The sequence below is a fragment of the Parafrankia sp. EUN1f genome, assembly GCF_000177675.1.
Lineage (GTDB): Bacteria > Actinomycetota > Actinomycetes > Frankiales > Frankiaceae > Parafrankia.
Genome location: NZ_ADGX01000112.1, coordinates 10,497 through 27,489 on the forward strand (window position 1 = coordinate 10,497; position 16,993 = coordinate 27,489).

Genomic DNA, 16,993 nt, shown 5'->3' on the forward strand with positions numbered 1-16,993 from the left:
GCGCCCCGTCGCCTGCCCGCCCGGAGCCGCGCGGGCGGACCCAGAGCTGCCCGGACAGCCCGCGCGGCTCCCTGCGGCCCGAACGCCGGCTTAGGGCGACGTTAGCCGGCGCGGCGACGATGACGTCCGTTCCGGAAACAGCACAACAGCTGGAGGCAACCGGTGGCGGACGTTTCAGAGGTGCACATTCTCGGGGTGGGGACCGCCCTGCCGGGGGCGCCGGTGGACAACCCGACGCTCGCCGCCCGGCTCGGCCTGGACACCTACTGGGGACAGTGGATCGACCACTTCGTCGGGACCGACACCCGCCACATGTCCGTCGACCTGGACAGCGGTGAGGTGGTGTCCACGCTGGCGGACCTGGGGGAGACCGCCGCCCGGCTGGCACTGGCCGCCGCCGGGCTGGGACCGGACGCCGTCGACCTGATCGTGATGGGCACGGCCACCCCGGACAAGCTGATGCCCACCACCGTCAACGTCGTCGCCGACCGGCTCGGCATCGACGGGGTGCCGACCTTCCAGCTCCAGTCCGGCTGCACCGGGGCGTTCCAGGCCCTCGCGGTCGCGTCCCGCCTGCTGGTCGCGGGCGGCCCCCGCACGGCGCTGGTCCTCGGCGGCGACGTCGGCACCAAGGTCTTCGACTACGGCGCCGACTTCTCCCGGCTGCCACCCCGCGAACTGATCAACTACATGCTGTTCGGTGACGGCGCGGGCGCCGCGGTGCTCAGCGTCACCCCCACCCCGGCGGCGGTGACGATCCGGCAGGTGAGCACCCGCCTCACCGGTCTCGGCCGGGCACCGGGCCAGTCGCTGGACTGGTTCGGGGCGCGCCCGCCCGGCCCGGACTCGCCGACCGTCGCCGAGGACTACAAGGCCATCGAGGAACTGGTCCCGGTGATGAGCGAGGAGATCCTCGCCGAACTGCTGGCGGACGTCGGCTGGAAACCCGGCGACGTCGACTACGTTCTGCCGCCGCAGCTGTCGGGACGGATGACGACCCAGATCATGGAGCGCCTCGCGCTGCCCGACGCACAGGAGGTCAGCTGTGTGCGCCGGACCGGCAACACCGGCAACGCCACCCCCTTCTTCCAGCTCGAACGGATCCTCGACCAGATGACGAGCGGCGACCGGGCGGTCGGCGTCTCGGTCGAGTCCTCCAAGTGGATCCGGGCCGGCTTCGCGGTGGAGAAGGCGTGAGCACCCTCGAAGGCGCGAGCGCCTCCGCAGGCGCGAGCACTGTCGCAGGCGCGAGCACCCTGCTGGAGCTGCACCGCGCCGGTGAGCTCGCCGCCCGCTACCCACTCGTCGCGCCCCTGCTGGCCGAGCTCGGGCCGGACGAGCTGGCCCGGGCGGGCGCGCTGCTGGCCCGGGTCCCGGTGGACGAGGTGCGGCGGCACCACCCGAAGCTCCCGGTGGTGAAGGTCGCGATCACCGGGCACGGCACCCTGTCACCGCTCGTCGCGCCGCTCACCGCGGAGCTGGCCCGCCACGGCCTGGTCCTCGACCCCGTCGTCTCCCCGTTCGACAGCTACGTGTTCGACCTGACCGACCCGGGCAGCGCGCTGTACGCGGCCGGCGCGGACCTCGTCCTGTGCGTGCTGGACCCGATGATCGTGGTGGACGAGCTGCCCGTCCCGTGGACGCTCGCCGACCTGGAGAAGATCGTCGACGAGAAGGTCCGGCTGCTGACCGGGCTCGCAGACCGGTTCCAGGCGACGAGCCGGCGAACAGGCCGGGGCACCCTGGTGCTCAACACCCTGCCGCTGCCCCGGCTGCTCGCCGGGCAGCTCGTCGACTACCGCTCCCGGGCCGCGCTGGGCGCGCTGTGGCGGCGTGCGGCCACGGCCCTGCTCGGGCTGGCGGACGACCGTCCGTCCGTCGTCGTGCTGGACCTCGACCCGATCCTCGCGGACGGGACGGCGGCCCGCGACCCGCGGCTGAGCGTCTACGCCAAGGCGCACCTGGCTCCGGGCCTGCTCGCCGCCTACGCCCGCGAAGTCGGCCACCTGGCCCGCCTGGTCGCCGGCCAGACCCGCAAATGCCTGGTGCTCGACCTCGACGGGACGGTCTGGGGCGGCATCCTCGGCGAGGACGGACCGGACGGCGTCGAGGTCGCCGACACCTACCGCGGGGAGGCGTTTCGCGCCTTCCAGAAGGTGGCCCGCCAGATCGGCTCGCAGGGGGTCCTGCTGGCGGTGGTGAGCAAGAACGACCCCGATCCGGTCCGCCGGATCCTCGCCGAGCACCCCGGGCTGACGCTGCGCGCGGAGGACTTCGCCGACGTCACCGCGAACTGGCGGCCCAAGCCGGAGAACCTGCGGGAGACGGCCCGCCGGCTCAACCTCGGCACGTCGAGCTTCGTGTTCGTCGACGACAGCCCCTACGAGCGGGCGCTGGTGCGCCGCGAGCTGCCCGAGATCGCCGTGGTCGACGTCGACGACGAGCCGGCGTCGCACGTGGAACGGCTGCTCGCCGACGGCTGGTTCAACGTCCGGGAGGTCACCGCGGACGACCGGGCCCGCCCGGCGCGCTACCGCGAGGACGTCGCCCGTGGCGACTTCCTGGACACCTTCGACTCCATCGAGGACTACCTGCGCGAGCTGGGCGTCGCCGTCCGCCTGGAGGCCGCGCGGGCGTCCCAGGTCGGGCGGCTGTCGCAGCTCACGCTGCGGACCAACCAGTTCAACCTGACCACCCGGCGCCTGCAGCCGCCGGCGGTGGCGGCACTGCTCGACGACCCCGCCGCGCTGGTCCTGGCGATCCACTCCGCGGACCGCTTCGGCGACAACGGCCTGGTCGGCGCGATCCTCGCCCGCCGGGTCCGGCTCGACGGGCCCGATGCGCCCGATGGGCCAGCGGGGACGGACGGGCCGCGCAGGACGGACGGGACGGGCGGCGAGGTCCTGCGGATCGAGAACTTCCTGCTCAGCTGCCGGGTGTTCTCCCGCGGCATCGAACACGCGTGTCTGGTCGCCCTGCTGCACCACGCCCGCGACACCGGCGTCCGCGAGGTGCTCGGCGAGTACGTGCCGACCGCGAAGAACGGCATCGTCGGCGACCTCTACCCCCGTTACGGCTTCACCGCCTACCCCCGTTACGGCTTCACCGCCTACCCCCGCTACGGCTTCACCGCCGCCCCCGCCGTCGACGCCGCCCCCGTCGCCGGGGCGCCTGGCGGGGCCGGTGGGACGACCTTCCGGCACGACCTGCGCGACATCGTCGCCGCACCGGCGCACGTCGCACTGACCACCGTCTTCCTGGGAGAGCATGAATGATCAACTCGACGGAGTTCGCCGTCCTGGTCAGGGACGAGCTCGGGCTGCCCGTGGCGGAGGAGGAGCTCGGGTCCGCGTTCGACGAGCTGCCCGGCTGGGACTCGGTGTACCTGCTGCGCCTGCTGACCGTCATCGAGCGGGAGACCGGCGCCCGGGTCTCGCTCCCGGACGTCCTCGAGGCGCGCAGCCTCGCGGAGGTCTACACGCTGGCGGTGCGGGCATGAGCGTGACGGTGGAGCCGGTGGCCCCCGCGCGCCGCCACACCCTCTACTTCCTCGACCAGATCCGATCCTTCTCCCCGGTGTTCCTGGACACCGAGGTCGACATGACCCAGGTGCTGGCGCACCGCGCCGCCCGCCGGGAAGTCACCGGGCGGAAGCTGTCCCTGGTGACGTACATCGTCGCCGCCGGCGGGCGCACGCTGGCCGCGCACCCCGAGGCCAACGCGTCGATCCGCGGCTGGCTGCGCCCGGTGGTCGCCCGCCACCCGCAGGTCAACGGCAAGGTCACCTTCGACCGGACCATGGGTGGCCGCCGCGTCGTGCTCGCCACCGTCGTCCCGGACGTCGCCGCCGGTGACCTCGACGCGATCCAGGACCGCATCGAGCAGTTCCGCGACCTCGACCCCGACACCGCCCCGGCGCTCGCCCCGATCCGCAAGCTCCAGGGGCTGCCGGTCCCGCTCGGCCGGCTGCTGGCCTGGCGCGCCGCCCGGCCGCCGGAGCGCCGGGCGCTGCTGCTCGGGACGTTCGCGGTGACCTCGCTGGGCCACCGCCCGGTGGACGGCTTCCACTCCGTCGGCGGGACGACGGTGACGCTCGGCGTCGGCCGGGTGCTGGACCGCCCCGTGGCCCGCGACGGCCGGGTGGAGATCGCCCCGGTGCTGCGGCTCAGCCTGGCATTCGACCACCGCGTGATCGACGGCGCCGAGGCCGCGGACGTGCTCGCCGGGATCCGCCGCGTCCTGGAGGAGCCCTGGCCGCAGCCCACCGCCGAGAGCCCCGCTGTGGAGAGCCCTGTTGCCGAGAGCCCGGTCGCGCGGCTCGACGACATCCGGCCGGCCGCCCGCGAGACCGTCGGGGGGCAGGCGTGAACGACGTCGCGGAGCTCAAGCAGTTCGGGTATGTGCACACCCAGACCCAGGGCATCCCGGTCGCCGAGTTCGAGCGGCTGCGTGACCGGATCGTCTCCGACGCGGGCGACGAGCCCGGGTCCTGGGTGCACGAGTGGTCACACGAGGCGGCGGAGCTCGACCGGGCCGGCCGGGTCGACGAGGCCTGGCGCTACCATGCGATGGCGCGCTTCCCCTTCCCGGACGGGGCACCGCGGCGCGTCGCGCAGGCACACTGCGTCGACGCGTTCGCCCGCTCGGCCACCGGGAGCGTGCTGGAACGCCTCGACGTCGAGACGCCGGAGGGCCGGATCCGCGGCTGGGCCGTCGGCCTGTCCGCGGCGGAGCCGAAGCCGCTGCTGGTGATCTCCGGCGGGATCGTCGCCGCCAAGGAGCAGTACGCGCCGATGCTGCGGATCGCGACCGGGCTGGACATGGCCGGGATCGTCACCGAGATGCCAGGCGTCGGCGAGAACACCGTCCCGTACACGGCGAAGAGCTGGCAGACGCTGTCCCACCTGCTGGACGCGGTGGGTGACCGGGCGCAGGTGTCCCGCACCGTCGCGATGGCGCTGAGCTTCAGCGGGCACCTGGCGCTGCGCTGCGCCGTCAACGACAGCCGCCTCGTGGGTGTCGTCACCGCCGCGGCGCCGATCTCCGACTTCTTCACCGACGCGCAGTGGCAGCGTGGCCTGCCCCGGATCACCGTCGACACCCTCGCTCACCTGACCGGGGTGGCCGCCGACCAGCTCAGCGGGCACATCCGCGACTGGGCGCTGTCCGACGACGAGCTGACCGCCCTCGCGGTGCCGCTCTACTACATGGCCAGCGACCGCGACGAGATCATCCCGCCGGGGGAGCTCGGCCATCTGCAGCGGTCCGTCCGGGAACTGCACGTGCTGAGCCACGACGACGAACACGGCGCTCCGCGCCATCTCGAGGAGACCCAGCGGTGGGTCGCCGCGGCCATCCACACCCTGCGCGGCTGACAGCCCCCGTCGGCGTCACCACGGGCGTAAGCGCGGCATTAGGGGCCGCGCGGATAGTGAGCCTTTTCCATCGTCGACTCGGATCCGCGGCGTCTGACCGTAGCCCGTGAGATGGAAAAGGCTCATCAGATCGACGATCACGCGTATCCGACCTGCTGGAGAGGCCACGATGACCGAAGCACAGGCGGTGCCGGCCCCGACGCCCGCACCGCCGACCTTCCCGATGCCCCGCGCCTGCCCGTTCGCGCCGCCCGCGGCCTACTCCGAGCTCGCGGAGAAGGGCCCGCTCACCCCGGTGGTCGATGTGGAGGGCACGGCGGGCTGGCTGACCACCCGCCACGACGTGGCCCGCGATCTGCTGGCGCACCCGAAGGCCAGCAAGAACCTGCTCCGGCCGGGTTTTCCCGCCCTGTTCCCCGGCGCGGCGGCGCTCGCGGGAGAGATCAAGGGCTTCCTGATCTGGATGGACCCTCCGGAGCACACCCTCTACCGGCACATGCTCGCCGGGGAGTTCACCATGCGGCGCGTGCAGACCATGCGTCCGCAGATCGAGAAGATCGTGGACGAAGGCATCACCCGGCTGCTCGACGGTCCCCGCCCGGTCGACCTGGTGCACGAGTTCGCGCTCCCGACCGCGTCGCTGCTGATCTCGGAGCTGCTCGGCGTCCCCTACTCCGAGCGCGACCTCTTCCAGCACGCCACCGGCGCGATCCTCAGCCACGAGAGCACCCAGGAGCAGCGCAAGAACGCGTTCATCCAGGTCCGCGGCCTGCTCAGCCGCGTCATCGCCGAACGTACCGAGAACCTCGGCGACGACCTGCTGAGCACCCTGATCCGCAAGTACCGCGAGGCGGACGTGTTCGACCACGACCACCTCGTCGGGATGGCCGTGATGCTGCTGGGTGCCGGGCACGAGACCACGGCGAACATGATCGCGCTGGGCACGCTCGGGCTGCTCCAGCAGCCCGAGGCCCTCGCCGAGTTCAAGGCCGACCCGGCGCTGGCCCCGAAGGTCGTCGACGAGCTGCTGCGTTACTTCAGCATCGGCGACCACGTGACGTGCCGGGTGGCGACCGAGGACATCGAGGTCCGCGGCGTGCACATCCCCGCCGGGTCCGGGCTGATCGCGCCGAACGCGGCCGCCAACCGGGATCCGGCGGTGTTCCCGAACCCGGACGCGTTCGACATCCACCGCAACTCGAAATCGCATCTGGCGTTCGGCTTCGGAATCCACCAGTGCCTCGGGCAGCACCTCGCCCGGCTGGAACTGGAGATCGTCTTCACCGAGCTGTTCCGCCGCATCCCCGACCTGCGGGTCGACGGTGAGGTCGCGGACCTGCAGTTCAAGGACCAGGCGCTGTTCTACGGCCTGCACCGGCTGCCGGTCACGTGGTGACACCGGCGCAGCGGGTGGGAGCAGAGCCGGTAGGAGTGCAGCCGGTAGGAGTGCAGCCGGCAGGAGCGCGGCGGGTGGGGGAGACGACGATGCGGGTCACCGTCGACCACGATCTGTGCGTCGGTGCCGGCCAGTGCGTGCGCGCGGCGCCCGAGGTGTTCGAGCAGCGCGACCCGGACGGGAAGTCGACGGTGCTGCAGCCGGTTCCCGACGCGCAGTACCAGGCGGCCGTGCGGGAGGCCGCCGCCCGGATGTGCCCGGCGAGAGCGATAAACATCGAGGGCTGACGCCCTCGAATCCTCAGCTCGAAGATCTGTGGATTCTCGTCGTCCTCGATCCCGTCGCATCATCCTGAGTTTCGGACTTCCACCTATTCTGCTGCTTCTGAGCAAGAAGTGAAGGTTTTGGCTGTTAAGACGGCCGAAATCCTCACTTCTTGCGGATTGTCAAGCGAACAAGCCGTCCCGTTTTGTCCCTATTGGAGTGCATTGACCATACCGGGTGGCGGTGCGGGATCCCGGTGGGTCGCCGCGCGGCGGGTGGGCGCGGGCCGCCACGTCAATATCGTGGGGGCCGGATCCGCCACTTCTCAGGATTCTGCTACACGCTCCCTCACGATCAAAATCCTCAGGTTTTGCTCAGCAGCAGCAGCAGCAGCAGCGGCAGCGGCGTTGGTCGGGCACGCCGGGCGGCCGTATAAGGAGGAGATTAGCGGCCGGTCGGACAATGAATACATGGAACCTGGGCGGTACGTTCCCGGCGCCGGCATCCGGCCGGTGGGCGTACCGCCCGATCCGTGTACTCACAGGGTGGTCGGAAGGCCGCCGGTCCGAGGGAGAAGCGCCGTGAGCCAGCAGGTCGAGGACATCGAGATCTTCATCATCGACATCGTGTCGCAGCGTCTCGAGGTTCCCGTCGAGGAAGTCCCGTCCGACGCCGCCATCGGCAGTTTCGGCATCGATTCGTTCGGTGCCGTGGAGATCGCCGTCGCGCTGAAGAACACCTACGACGTGCTGTTCGTCGCCGGTGAGATCGGCGTCGACTTCACGATCGCCGACATCGCGGCACTGGCGGTGGAGAAGCTCGCGGAGCCGGTCGACGTCGGCGCCTGACGCACATCCACGCCACGTGGCCGAACGATTCACGGTCACCCGACGGACGAACGGGAGGCGACGATGAAGGTGATCGGATTCCCGGGGCAGGGTGCCCAGAAGGCGGGAATGGGCGCGGACCTCTTCGCGGACTTCGGTGAGCTGGTGGCCGCCGCCGACGCGGTGCTCGGGTACTCCGTCGCAGAGCTGTGCGTCGAGAACCCGGACGGCGCCCTGCTGCTCACGCAGCACGCGCAGCCGGCCCTGTATGTCGTCGAGGCGCTGGCCTACCTGCGGCACCGGCAGGCCGACCCGACGCCCCCGGACTATCTGCTCGGCCACAGCATCGGCGAGTTCGCCGCACTGTTCGCGGCCGGCGTCTTCGACTTCGTCACGGGGCTGCGCCTCGTCGCCCGCCGCGGCGAGCTGATGAGCCGCTGCACCGGCGGGACGATGGCCGCCGTCCTCGGCCTGGCCGCCGAGGAGGTCGACGATCTGCTCGCCCGTCCGGGCCTGGCGGAGCTGGACGTGGCGCTTTACAACGCCCCCGGGCAGATCGTGCTCGCCGGCCCGGAGGACGCCGTCGACACGCTGCTGCGGGAAACCGCCGGCACCGCGGTCCGGGCCGTCCGGCTCAATGTGAGCGGCCCGTTCCACTCCCGTTACATGAAACCCGCCGCCGTCGAATTCGAACGGTACGCGCGGGAGTTTGACCTGGCGCCACCGGAGATCCCGGTCATCGCGAACGTGACAGCCCGCCCGCATGTTCCCGATGAGATCGCGCACACCCTCGCCCGGCAGATCTGCGAGCCCGTCCAGTGGGAGCGCAGCATTCGCCTCCTGCTGGCAGCCGGTGAATTCGACCTGGTCGAGCTGGGCCCTGGAAAAACACTGGCGGGAATGGTCGACAGGATCCGCGGGAAGCGGCTGCGCGCCGTCGCGTGAACCGGACCGTCCGAACGCGGAACTCCACCGTTCGGGAACTCCTACCGTTTGGGAGATCGATTGTGTTGCAGGAACCGTCCCGGCTCCTCGCGGTGGTGGGTATGGCCGGCCGTTTTCCCGGCGCGCCTGACCTCGACAGTTTCTGGCGGCTGCTGGTCGACCGCGGCGACGCGATCCGCCCGGTCCCGGCCGACCGCTGGGACCGCACCGCCCAGCTGGACCCGGAGAAGGTGATCCAGGACGTCGGCGGTTTCCTCGACGGCGTCGGCGACTTCGACGCCACGTTCTTCGGCATCTCCCCGCGGGAGGCCGTCGCGATCGACCCGCAGCACCGGCTGATGCTGGAGACGACCTGGCGGGCGCTGGAGGACGCGGGGACCCGGGCCGCGAGCCTCGCCGGCACCCGCACGGGCGTGTACGTCGGTTCGTCCTGGCATGACTACGAGCTGCTGCGCAAGGACCGCGGCGCGGCCCCGACCCAGCACAGCGCGTTCGGGACGGCGATGGACATGGCCGCCACCCGGATCTCGTATTTCCTCGGACTCACCGGGCCGTCGCTGGCCGTCGAAACGGGCTGCTCGTCGTCGCTGGTGGCGTTGCACCTGGCCGGCCAGGCACTGTTGGCCGGTGAGATCGACGCGGCGCTGGTCGGGGGCGTGAACCTGATCCTCTCCCCGGAGGGTTCGGTCGGCCTGACCCACTTCGGCGGCCTGTCGCCGACCGGCCGGTGCCAGGCGTTCGCCGCCACCGCCGACGGTTTCGTCCGCGGCGAGGGCGTCGCGGCGGTGTATGTGAAGACCCTCGCCCGGGCGCTCGCGGACGGCGACCGGATCCGCGGTGTCATCGCCCGCACGGCGGTGAACAACGACGGCGGCGGCGAGAGCCTGGTGACGCCGAACCCGAGCGGGCAGGAGGACCTGCTGCGCACGGTCTACGCGGACTCGGACATCCCCCTCGACCAGGTCGCCTACGTCGAGGCGCACGGCACCGGAACGGGCCGCGGCGACCCCGTCGAGGCGGGTGCCATAGGGCGGGTGCTCGGCGCGCGGCGCTCCCCGGGCGCCGGCCCGCTGCCGATCGGCTCGGTCAAGACCAACATCGGCCATCTCGAGCCGGCGGCCGGCATGGCCGGACTGGTCAAGGCGCTGCTCGCGCTGGAGCACCGGGTCGTTCCACCGAGCCTGTTCGCCGACGACCCGCACCCCGATATCCCCTTCGACGAGCTGAACCTGCGCCTTACCGGCGAGCCGGTCGGGCTCCCCGCCGACGCCCCCGTCTATCTCGGCGTGAACTCGTTCGGCTGGGGTGGCACGAACGCCCACGTGGTGGTCACCGACCCGCCGCCCGCGGCCCACGTCCCGGCATCCCCGGCGGCGCAGTCCCCGCCGGCGCAGTCCCCGCCGGCGCAGTCCCCGGCGGCGCAGACGCCCGTGTTGCTGGCGCTGTCGGCGCAGACCGATGCGGCGCTCACCGCGCGGGCCCACGACGTCCGCGCCGCGCTGGCACCCGCCCCGGCCGACAGCGCTGCGTCGGCTGACGGCGGTGGCACGGCCGGCGGCGGAACGGTGGCGCCGCCTGCGCCGCCCGCACTGCCCGCGTTGGCGGGGACGCTGGCCTGGCGGCGCGACCAGTTCACGTCGCGGCTGGCGGTTCTCGCCACCACCGCCGCCGGCGCCGCCGCGGCCCTGGACCGGTTCGCCTCCGGCGACACCCAGGACGGCCCGGACCTGCTCGTCGGCAAGGCGCGGGCCGCGGGCCGGACCGCGTTCGTGTTCCCCGGGCAGGGCTCCCAGTGGGCGGCCATGGGCCGGGACCTGCTCGCCACCGACCCGACGTTCGCCGCGACCATCGACCGGTGCGCCGCGGCGCTGCGCCCGCATGTCGACTGGGACCTTCGGGAGCTGCTCGCCGGAGCCGCCGGCGACGAGTGGCTGGCCCGGGTCGACCAGGTCCAGCCGGCGCTGTGGGCGGTGTCGGTCGCCCTCGCCGAGGTCTGGCGCGCGGCCGGCGTCGAACCCGACGTCGTCATCGGTCACAGCCAGGGCGAGGTCGGCGCGGCCACCGTCGCCGGGATCCTCAGCTACGACGACGCCGCGCTGATCGTCGCCCGCCGCGCCGTGATCGTGCGGCGCGCCTCGGGCCGCGGCCACATGCTCGCCGTCGACCTGGACGTCGACGCGGCGCGGGCGGCTCTGGAGGGTTTCGAGGAGGTCGTCTCGCTCGCCGTCAACAACGGGCCGCGCTCGTGCGTCCTGTCCGGTGACGGCGAGTCGGTGCTCGCGCTGAAGGAGCTGCTGGAGGCCGACGGCACGTTCTGCCGCCTGGTCAACGTCGACTACGCCTCGCACAGCCCGCAGATGGACGAGCTGCGCGCGGACCTGCTCGCCGCCCTCGCCCCGGTGCGCCCCCGCGCCGGCGACATCCCGCTGAAGTCGACGGTCCGGGGCACCCTGCTGACCGGCCCCGAGCTGGACGCCGTCTACTGGGCCGACAACCTGCGCCAGCCGGTGATGTTCGCCGACGCGCTGGCGGACCTGTTCGACGACGGCGTCACCCACGTCGTCGAGATCAGCCCGCATCCGGTGCTCGCACCGGCCGTCGAGGAGCTGGCGGGCGCGCGGGAGGACCCGCCGCGGGTGGTGACGACGCTGCGCCGCGACGAGGGCACGGCCGCAGACCTCGCGCACGCGTTCGGCCGCGCCTACGTCGCCGGCCTCGAACCGTTCGGGCGGCTGCCGCGCGACGCGTGGGCGCCCGTCCCCGGCTACCCGTGGCAGCGCCGCACGTACTGGGTCGAGGCCGGCCGCGGCGGGCCGCGGCGCGCCGGCGCGCTCGACGTCACCCTCACCCCGTCCGTCACCGAAAGCGACGTCTGGACGGGTGCGCTGGAGCTCGCCCGCGACGACACCCCCTGGTTCGTCGACCACCGGGTGTTCGACGCGGTCGTCCTGCCCGGTGTGGGCATGCTGGCGCTCGCGCTGGCCACCGCCCGGGCCCGCACCGGCGCGGTGCCGGGCGCACTGACCGACGTCGAGTTCCGCAGCGATCTGACGTTCGGCGACGACGCGCTGCGCGTCAGCGTCCTGTGGCGGGACGACGTCAGCGGCGGCGGCAGTTTCGTCCTGTCGTCGCTGCCCGCGGGCGCCACCGACTGGACGACGCATGCCACCGCACGGGTGCACCACGGCGCTGCCGCACCGGCCGGCGCCGGATCCCTCGACGACCCGTTGTCGCCCGACGAACCGGTGTTCCCCGGGCATCTGCTGGCCGGCGAACCCGGTGACCCGGAGGAGCTCTACGCGGCGTGGGCTGCCCGCGGTCTGAACTACGGCCCGTCGTTCCGCGGCCTGCGCCGGCTGTTCCAGGCCGGCCCCGGGACGGACGGCGCGGACGGCGCGGCCGGCGCGGCCGGCGCCACCGGTGCCGAGGCGCTCGGTGAGGTGGTGCTGCCCGAACGCTGCCGGGCCGGCGCGCGTCCCGACGAGCTGCATCCGGCGTTGTGGGACGCGGCGCTGCAGGTCGCCCTGGCCCTGACCGGCGGCGACGGCGCGGTCGTGCCGCGTTCGGTGGACCGGGTGCGGGTGGTGGGCTCCCTCGCCGAGCCGCCGACCGCGCTGTGGTCGCACGCGGTGCGCCGCGACGCGACCCGCCTGGACTTCCACGTCTTCGACGCCGACCGGCGCCTGCTGCTGACGATGGAAGGCCTGCGCATGGAGGCCCTCCCCGACGCCCCCGGCGAGGTGGGCGCGGGGGAGTGGCGCGACTACCGCCTTGAGTTCACCGAACAGTCCCCGGCCGCCGACGCGGCGGAGCTGACGGACCCGGCGGGTGCGGATGCGCCTGGTGTGGGCGCGGCCGACGTGGACGAGGTCGGGAGCTGGGCGGTCGTCGCCGGCCCGGGCCTCGGGGACACCGCCCGGGAGGTGGCCGAGGCCCTCACCGCCCGCGGCGTCACCCCGGCCGTCACCGACCTGGCCGACCCCGCCGCGCCGTGGAGTTCCGCACCGACGCAGGTCGTCGTGCTCGCCCCCGCGGCCGACGCCGGGCTCGCCGCGCAGCGCCGCGGGCTGCTCGAGCTGGCCGCGCTCGTGTCGGCCGCCGTGGAACAGCCGACCACCCCGCGGTTCGTGATCGTCACCACGAACGCCCAGGCGGTCGACGGGACCGCCGCCCCGGCCCCCGACCGCGCCGCTGCCGATCTCGCCGCCCCTGATCCCGGCGCCGCACTGTACTGGGGCTTCGGCCGGGTGCTCGGCCGCGAGCACCCGGAGCTGCGTCCGGTGCTGCTCGACGTCACGCATGGTGCACGTGGCCGGGTGGCCGACATCGTGACGGGGCTGTCGGCGCTGCTGTCCGCCCCGGAGGCGGAAACCGACCAGGTCGCCGTCCGGGAGGGCCGTCGCTACGTCGGCCGGCTCGTCGCCGCCACGGGCGGTCCCGGCGAGCCGTCGGCCGGGGTGACGCCGTGGCGGCGCGCCGAGCAGGCGGTTCGGCTCAGCCCGGACAGCCGCGGCGGCTGGGACGGGCTGACGCTGCGTCCACTGGTCCGCCGTCCCCCGGGCCCCGGCGAGGTCGAGCTGGTCGTCACCGCGTCGGCGCTGAACTTCCTCGACGTGATGAAGACAATGGGCACCTACCCCGACCCGCGCGGTGCCGGCCTGCTCGGCACCGAGTGCGCCGGCATCGTGACGGCCGTCGGCGACGGGGTGACCGACCCGGCCGTCGGCGACCGGGTGGTCGCCTGCGCGATGCCGGCGCTGGCGTCGCATCTGACCCTGCGCGCCGACCACACCCGCAAGGTTCCCGACTGGCTGGCCGACGTCGATGCCGCCGGGGTGCCGATGGTCACCGCGACGGCCTGGTACGGCCTGAACGACCTGGCCGGCCTTGCCCCGGGCGAGACCGTCCTGATCCACTCGGCGGCCGGCGGCCTGGGCCTGGCCGCGATAGGGGTCGCCCGGCACCTGGGCGCCACCGTGATCGCGACGGCGGGCACCGCCGAGAAGCGCCGCTACCTGGCCGACCTCGGGATCGAGCACGTCTTCGACTCCCGCGACCTCGGCTGGGCCGAGCAGGCGCGGGCGGTGACCGGCGGGCGCGGTGTCGACGTGGTGCTCAACTCGCTGACCGGCGCCGCGATCGGGCTCGGCCTGGACCTGCTCGCCGAGGGCGGCCGGTTCGTCGAGGTCGGCAAGAAGGACATCTACGGCGGGCGCACCATCAGCCTCAGCGCGTTCCAGAAGGGCATCGGCCTGTACTCGGTCGACCTGAGCGCGCTGATGACCCGCCACCCGGTGCGCTTCGCGCGGCTGTTGCGCGACGTCTGGGACCGGGTCGAGGCCCGCGACCTGCCGCCGCTGCCGGTGATCACCCGTCCGTTCGCCGAGGTGGCGGAGGCGTTGCGGGAGATGTCCCACGGCAACCACATCGGCAAGTTCGTGGTGCGGATCGACCCGGCCGACCTGCCGCCCGCCGCGCCGGAGCCGATGCCGCAGGGCCGGTTCCGCGCCGACGCGACCTATCTGATCAGCGGCGGGCTCGGGGCGCTCGGCCTGTCGCTCGCCGAGTTCCTGGCCGACTCCGGGGCCCGCACCCTGGTACTGCTGGGCCGCCGCGCGCCGGACGCCGCCGCGACCGCCCGCCTCGACACCCTGCGAGCCCGGGGAGTGCGGGTGGAGACCCGCCAGGTCGACGTCGCCGACGCCGCCGCGCTCACCGCGCTGCTCACCGAGCTGCGCGCCGCGCTCCCACCGCTGCGCGGTGTCGTACACGCCGCCGGCCTGCTCGACGACGCGACGATCCTGACCCTGCGGCCCGAGCAGGCCGAGCGGGTACTGGCCCCGAAGGTCGATGGCGCCCGCAACCTCGACGCCGCGACGGACCCCGACCCGCTCGACTTCTTCGTCCTGTTCTCGTCGGCCGCGGCGCTGATCGGCAACGCCGGCCAGGCCGCCTACGCGGCCGGCAACGCCTACCTCGACGCGCTCGCCGTCGCCCGCCGCCGCCGCGGCCGGCCCGGCCTGAGCGTGCAGTGGGGGCCGTTCGCGGAGATCGGGCTGGCGGCGAGCGATGACAACCGGGGCGCCCGACTGGCCGACCGCGGGATGGGCAGCTTCACCGCCGACGAGGCGTGGCAGGCACTCGCCGGCTACCTCGGCGCCGGCGGACCGGGCCAGGGTTCCCTCGGACAGGGTGCCGACGGGCAGGTCGTCGCCTACCTGCGCCTCGACCTGCGGCAGTGGTTCGACTCCTACCCGCACACCGCCGCGCTGGAGAGCTGGAGCGTGCTGCGCCGGGCGTCGCGCGACGGCACCCCGGTGGGGGAGCAGGGCAACGAGTTCCTCGCCCGGCTGCGCACCAGCGACGGCGACGACCGCCGCGAGCTGCTCGAGGGCAAGGTGCGCGAGCTGGCCAGCCGGGTACTGCGCCTGGACCCGACGGCGATCGAACGGGACCTGCCGTTCAAGTCGCTCGGCCTCGACTCCCTGATGGGCCTGGAGTTCCGCAACCGCCTGGAGTCGGCGTTCGGCCTGAAGCTGTCGCCGACCCTGCTGTGGACGTACGGAACGATGCGCGCCCTGTCCGGTGCCCTGACGGAGCGACTGTTCGAGGCGGCGGCCCCCGCTGCCGCCCAGGAGGACTGAGAAACCATGGCCCACGACGACAGCCCCGCCCCCGCGGCCCTTCCCGCCTCCACACCCGCACCCGCCTCCACACCCGCACCCGCCTCCACACCCACACCCACACCCACACCCGCACCCGCACCCGCACCCGCACCCGCGTCGCGCACCGCGCTTACCCGGGCGCTCGACACGATCCGCTCGCTGCGCGCCCAGCTCGACGCGCAACGCGCCGACCAGCCGCTCGCCGTCGTCGGCGTCGGCCTGCGGCTGCCCGGTGGCATCGACGACCTCGACGGCTACTGGACGGCGCTCGCCGCCGGCCGTGACCTGGTCACCCCGCTCAGCCAGACGCGGATGGGCCCGTTCGCCGACCAGTGGGCGGGCCTGCACCGCAAAGGCGGGTTCCTCGACGAGGTGATGGACTTCGACGCCGGCTTCTTCGGTATCGGCGGCCGCGAGGCACGGCGGCTCGACCCGCAGCACCGGCTGCTGCTGGAGGTGGCCTGGGAGGCCCTCGAGGACGCCGCGCTGCCCCCGGAGCGCCTGACCGAGACCCGCACCGGATTCTTCGTCGGCATCACCAACCAGGACTACGACGACTGGCGGCCCGCCGACGTCGACGCGGTCTGGGGCATCGGCAACGCGATCTGCTACTCCGCCGGGCGGGTCGCGTTCACCTTGGGGCTGACCGGCCCGGCGATGGCGGTGGACACGTCCTGCTCGTCCTCACTGGTCGCCGTCCACCTCGCGCGGCAGGCGCTGCTGCGGGGCGAGTGCGAGGTCGCGCTCGCCGCCGGCGTCAACCTCATCGTGTCGCCGGCGTCGACCAGGCTGATCTCCCAGTCGGGCCTGCTCGCCCCGGACGGGCTGTGCAAGCCGTTCGACGCCCGCGCGAACGGCTTCACCCGCTCCGAGGGCTGCGGAATCGTCGTGCTCAAGCGCCTCGCGGACGCCCGGCGGGACAACGACCGCATCCACGCGGTGATCGCCGGCTCGGCGCTCAACCAGGACGGCAGGTCCGCCAGCATCACCGCGCCCAACGTGCGGTCGCAGATCGACGTCATCGCCGCGGCCCTGGCCGACGCGGGCCTGACCGCGGCGGACATCGGGCACCTGGAGGCACACGGCACCGGAACCGCCCTGGGGGACCCGATCGAGATGGATGCGATCGCGACCGTCCTCGGCCGTCCGCGCGGCGGGCGCCGGCTGACGGTCGGGTCGGTGAAGTCGAACCTGGGCCACCTGGAGTCCGCGGCGGGCATGGCCGGCCTGCTCAAGGCGATCCTGTGCGTGCAGCGCCGGGCCGTGCCGCCGCTGGTGCACTTCCGGACCCTGAACCCGCGTCTGGACCTCGCCGGTACCGGAATCGCCATCCCCACCGAGGTCGAGGCCTGGTCACCGGACGATGGCCGCTACGCCGGCGTCAGCTCCTTCGGCATGAGCGGTACCAACGCCCACGTCATCGTCGGCCCGGCGGACGTCGGCGCCGTGGTGGGCGCCGGCGTCGTGGTGGGCGCCGGTGCAGGGGAGGGCGCCGCGGCCGGCGGCGCGGAGGGAGCCGCG

11 protein-coding genes are annotated in these 16,993 nt (G+C 73.4%); all 11 read left to right on the forward strand.

The genetic code is table 11. From position 1 onward, the window contains the following. Positions 1-162: 162 nt before the first annotated feature. Positions 163-1,197: a 3-oxoacyl-ACP synthase III family protein gene (locus tag FREUN1FDRAFT_RS26990; protein WP_006543450.1), complete on the forward strand. Its 1,035-nt coding sequence runs from the start codon at positions 163-165 to the stop codon at positions 1,195-1,197. Further along, complete coding sequence (locus FREUN1FDRAFT_RS26995) at positions 1,194-3,275, forward strand: HAD family hydrolase (RefSeq protein ID WP_006543451.1); 2,082 nt, start codon at positions 1,194-1,196, stop codon at positions 3,273-3,275. The genes FREUN1FDRAFT_RS26990 and FREUN1FDRAFT_RS26995 overlap by 4 nt, the downstream gene beginning before the upstream one ends. Beyond that, positions 3,272-3,499 (forward strand): acyl carrier protein, encoded by a 228-nt coding sequence (locus FREUN1FDRAFT_RS27000; protein ID WP_006543452.1) that lies wholly within the window; start codon positions 3,272-3,274, stop codon positions 3,497-3,499. Before FREUN1FDRAFT_RS26995 ends, FREUN1FDRAFT_RS27000 begins: the two co-directional genes overlap by 4 nt. Then, positions 3,496-4,368, forward strand: a complete 873-nt coding sequence (locus FREUN1FDRAFT_RS27005) for a 2-oxo acid dehydrogenase subunit E2 (RefSeq protein ID WP_006543453.1) — start codon at positions 3,496-3,498, stop codon at positions 4,366-4,368. Before FREUN1FDRAFT_RS27000 ends, FREUN1FDRAFT_RS27005 begins: the two co-directional genes overlap by 4 nt. Beyond that, positions 4,365-5,375: an alpha/beta hydrolase gene (locus FREUN1FDRAFT_RS27010; protein ID WP_006543454.1), complete on the forward strand. Its 1,011-nt coding sequence runs from the start codon at positions 4,365-4,367 to the stop codon at positions 5,373-5,375. Before FREUN1FDRAFT_RS27005 ends, FREUN1FDRAFT_RS27010 begins: the two co-directional genes overlap by 4 nt. A 169-nt stretch (positions 5,376-5,544) precedes the next feature. Continuing rightward, positions 5,545-6,771, forward strand: a complete 1,227-nt coding sequence (locus FREUN1FDRAFT_RS27015; protein ID WP_006543455.1) for a cytochrome P450 — start codon at positions 5,545-5,547, stop codon at positions 6,769-6,771. Between the two features lie 74 nt (positions 6,772-6,845). Then, entirely contained in the window at positions 6,846-7,058 is a 213-nt protein-coding gene (locus FREUN1FDRAFT_RS27020) for a ferredoxin (protein WP_006543456.1), read from the forward strand. A gap of 558 nt (positions 7,059-7,616) precedes the next feature. Further along, complete coding sequence (locus FREUN1FDRAFT_RS27025; RefSeq protein ID WP_006543457.1) at positions 7,617-7,883, forward strand: acyl carrier protein; 267 nt, start codon at positions 7,617-7,619, stop codon at positions 7,881-7,883. 63 nt (positions 7,884-7,946) lie between these two features. Next, on the forward strand, positions 7,947-8,807 hold the full coding sequence (gene fabD / locus FREUN1FDRAFT_RS27030) for an ACP S-malonyltransferase (RefSeq protein ID WP_006543458.1): 861 nt from the start codon (positions 7,947-7,949) through the stop codon (positions 8,805-8,807). Positions 8,808-8,869: 62 nt separating this feature from the next. After that, a complete protein-coding gene (locus FREUN1FDRAFT_RS27035; protein WP_006543459.1) occupies positions 8,870-15,451 on the forward strand; it encodes a type I polyketide synthase in 6,582 nt (2,193 codons plus the stop codon). Between the two features lie 6 nt (positions 15,452-15,457). Beyond that, positions 15,458-16,993 (forward strand): polyketide synthase (locus FREUN1FDRAFT_RS27040; RefSeq protein ID WP_006543460.1); only part of this gene is annotated, 1,536 nt, incomplete at its 3' end.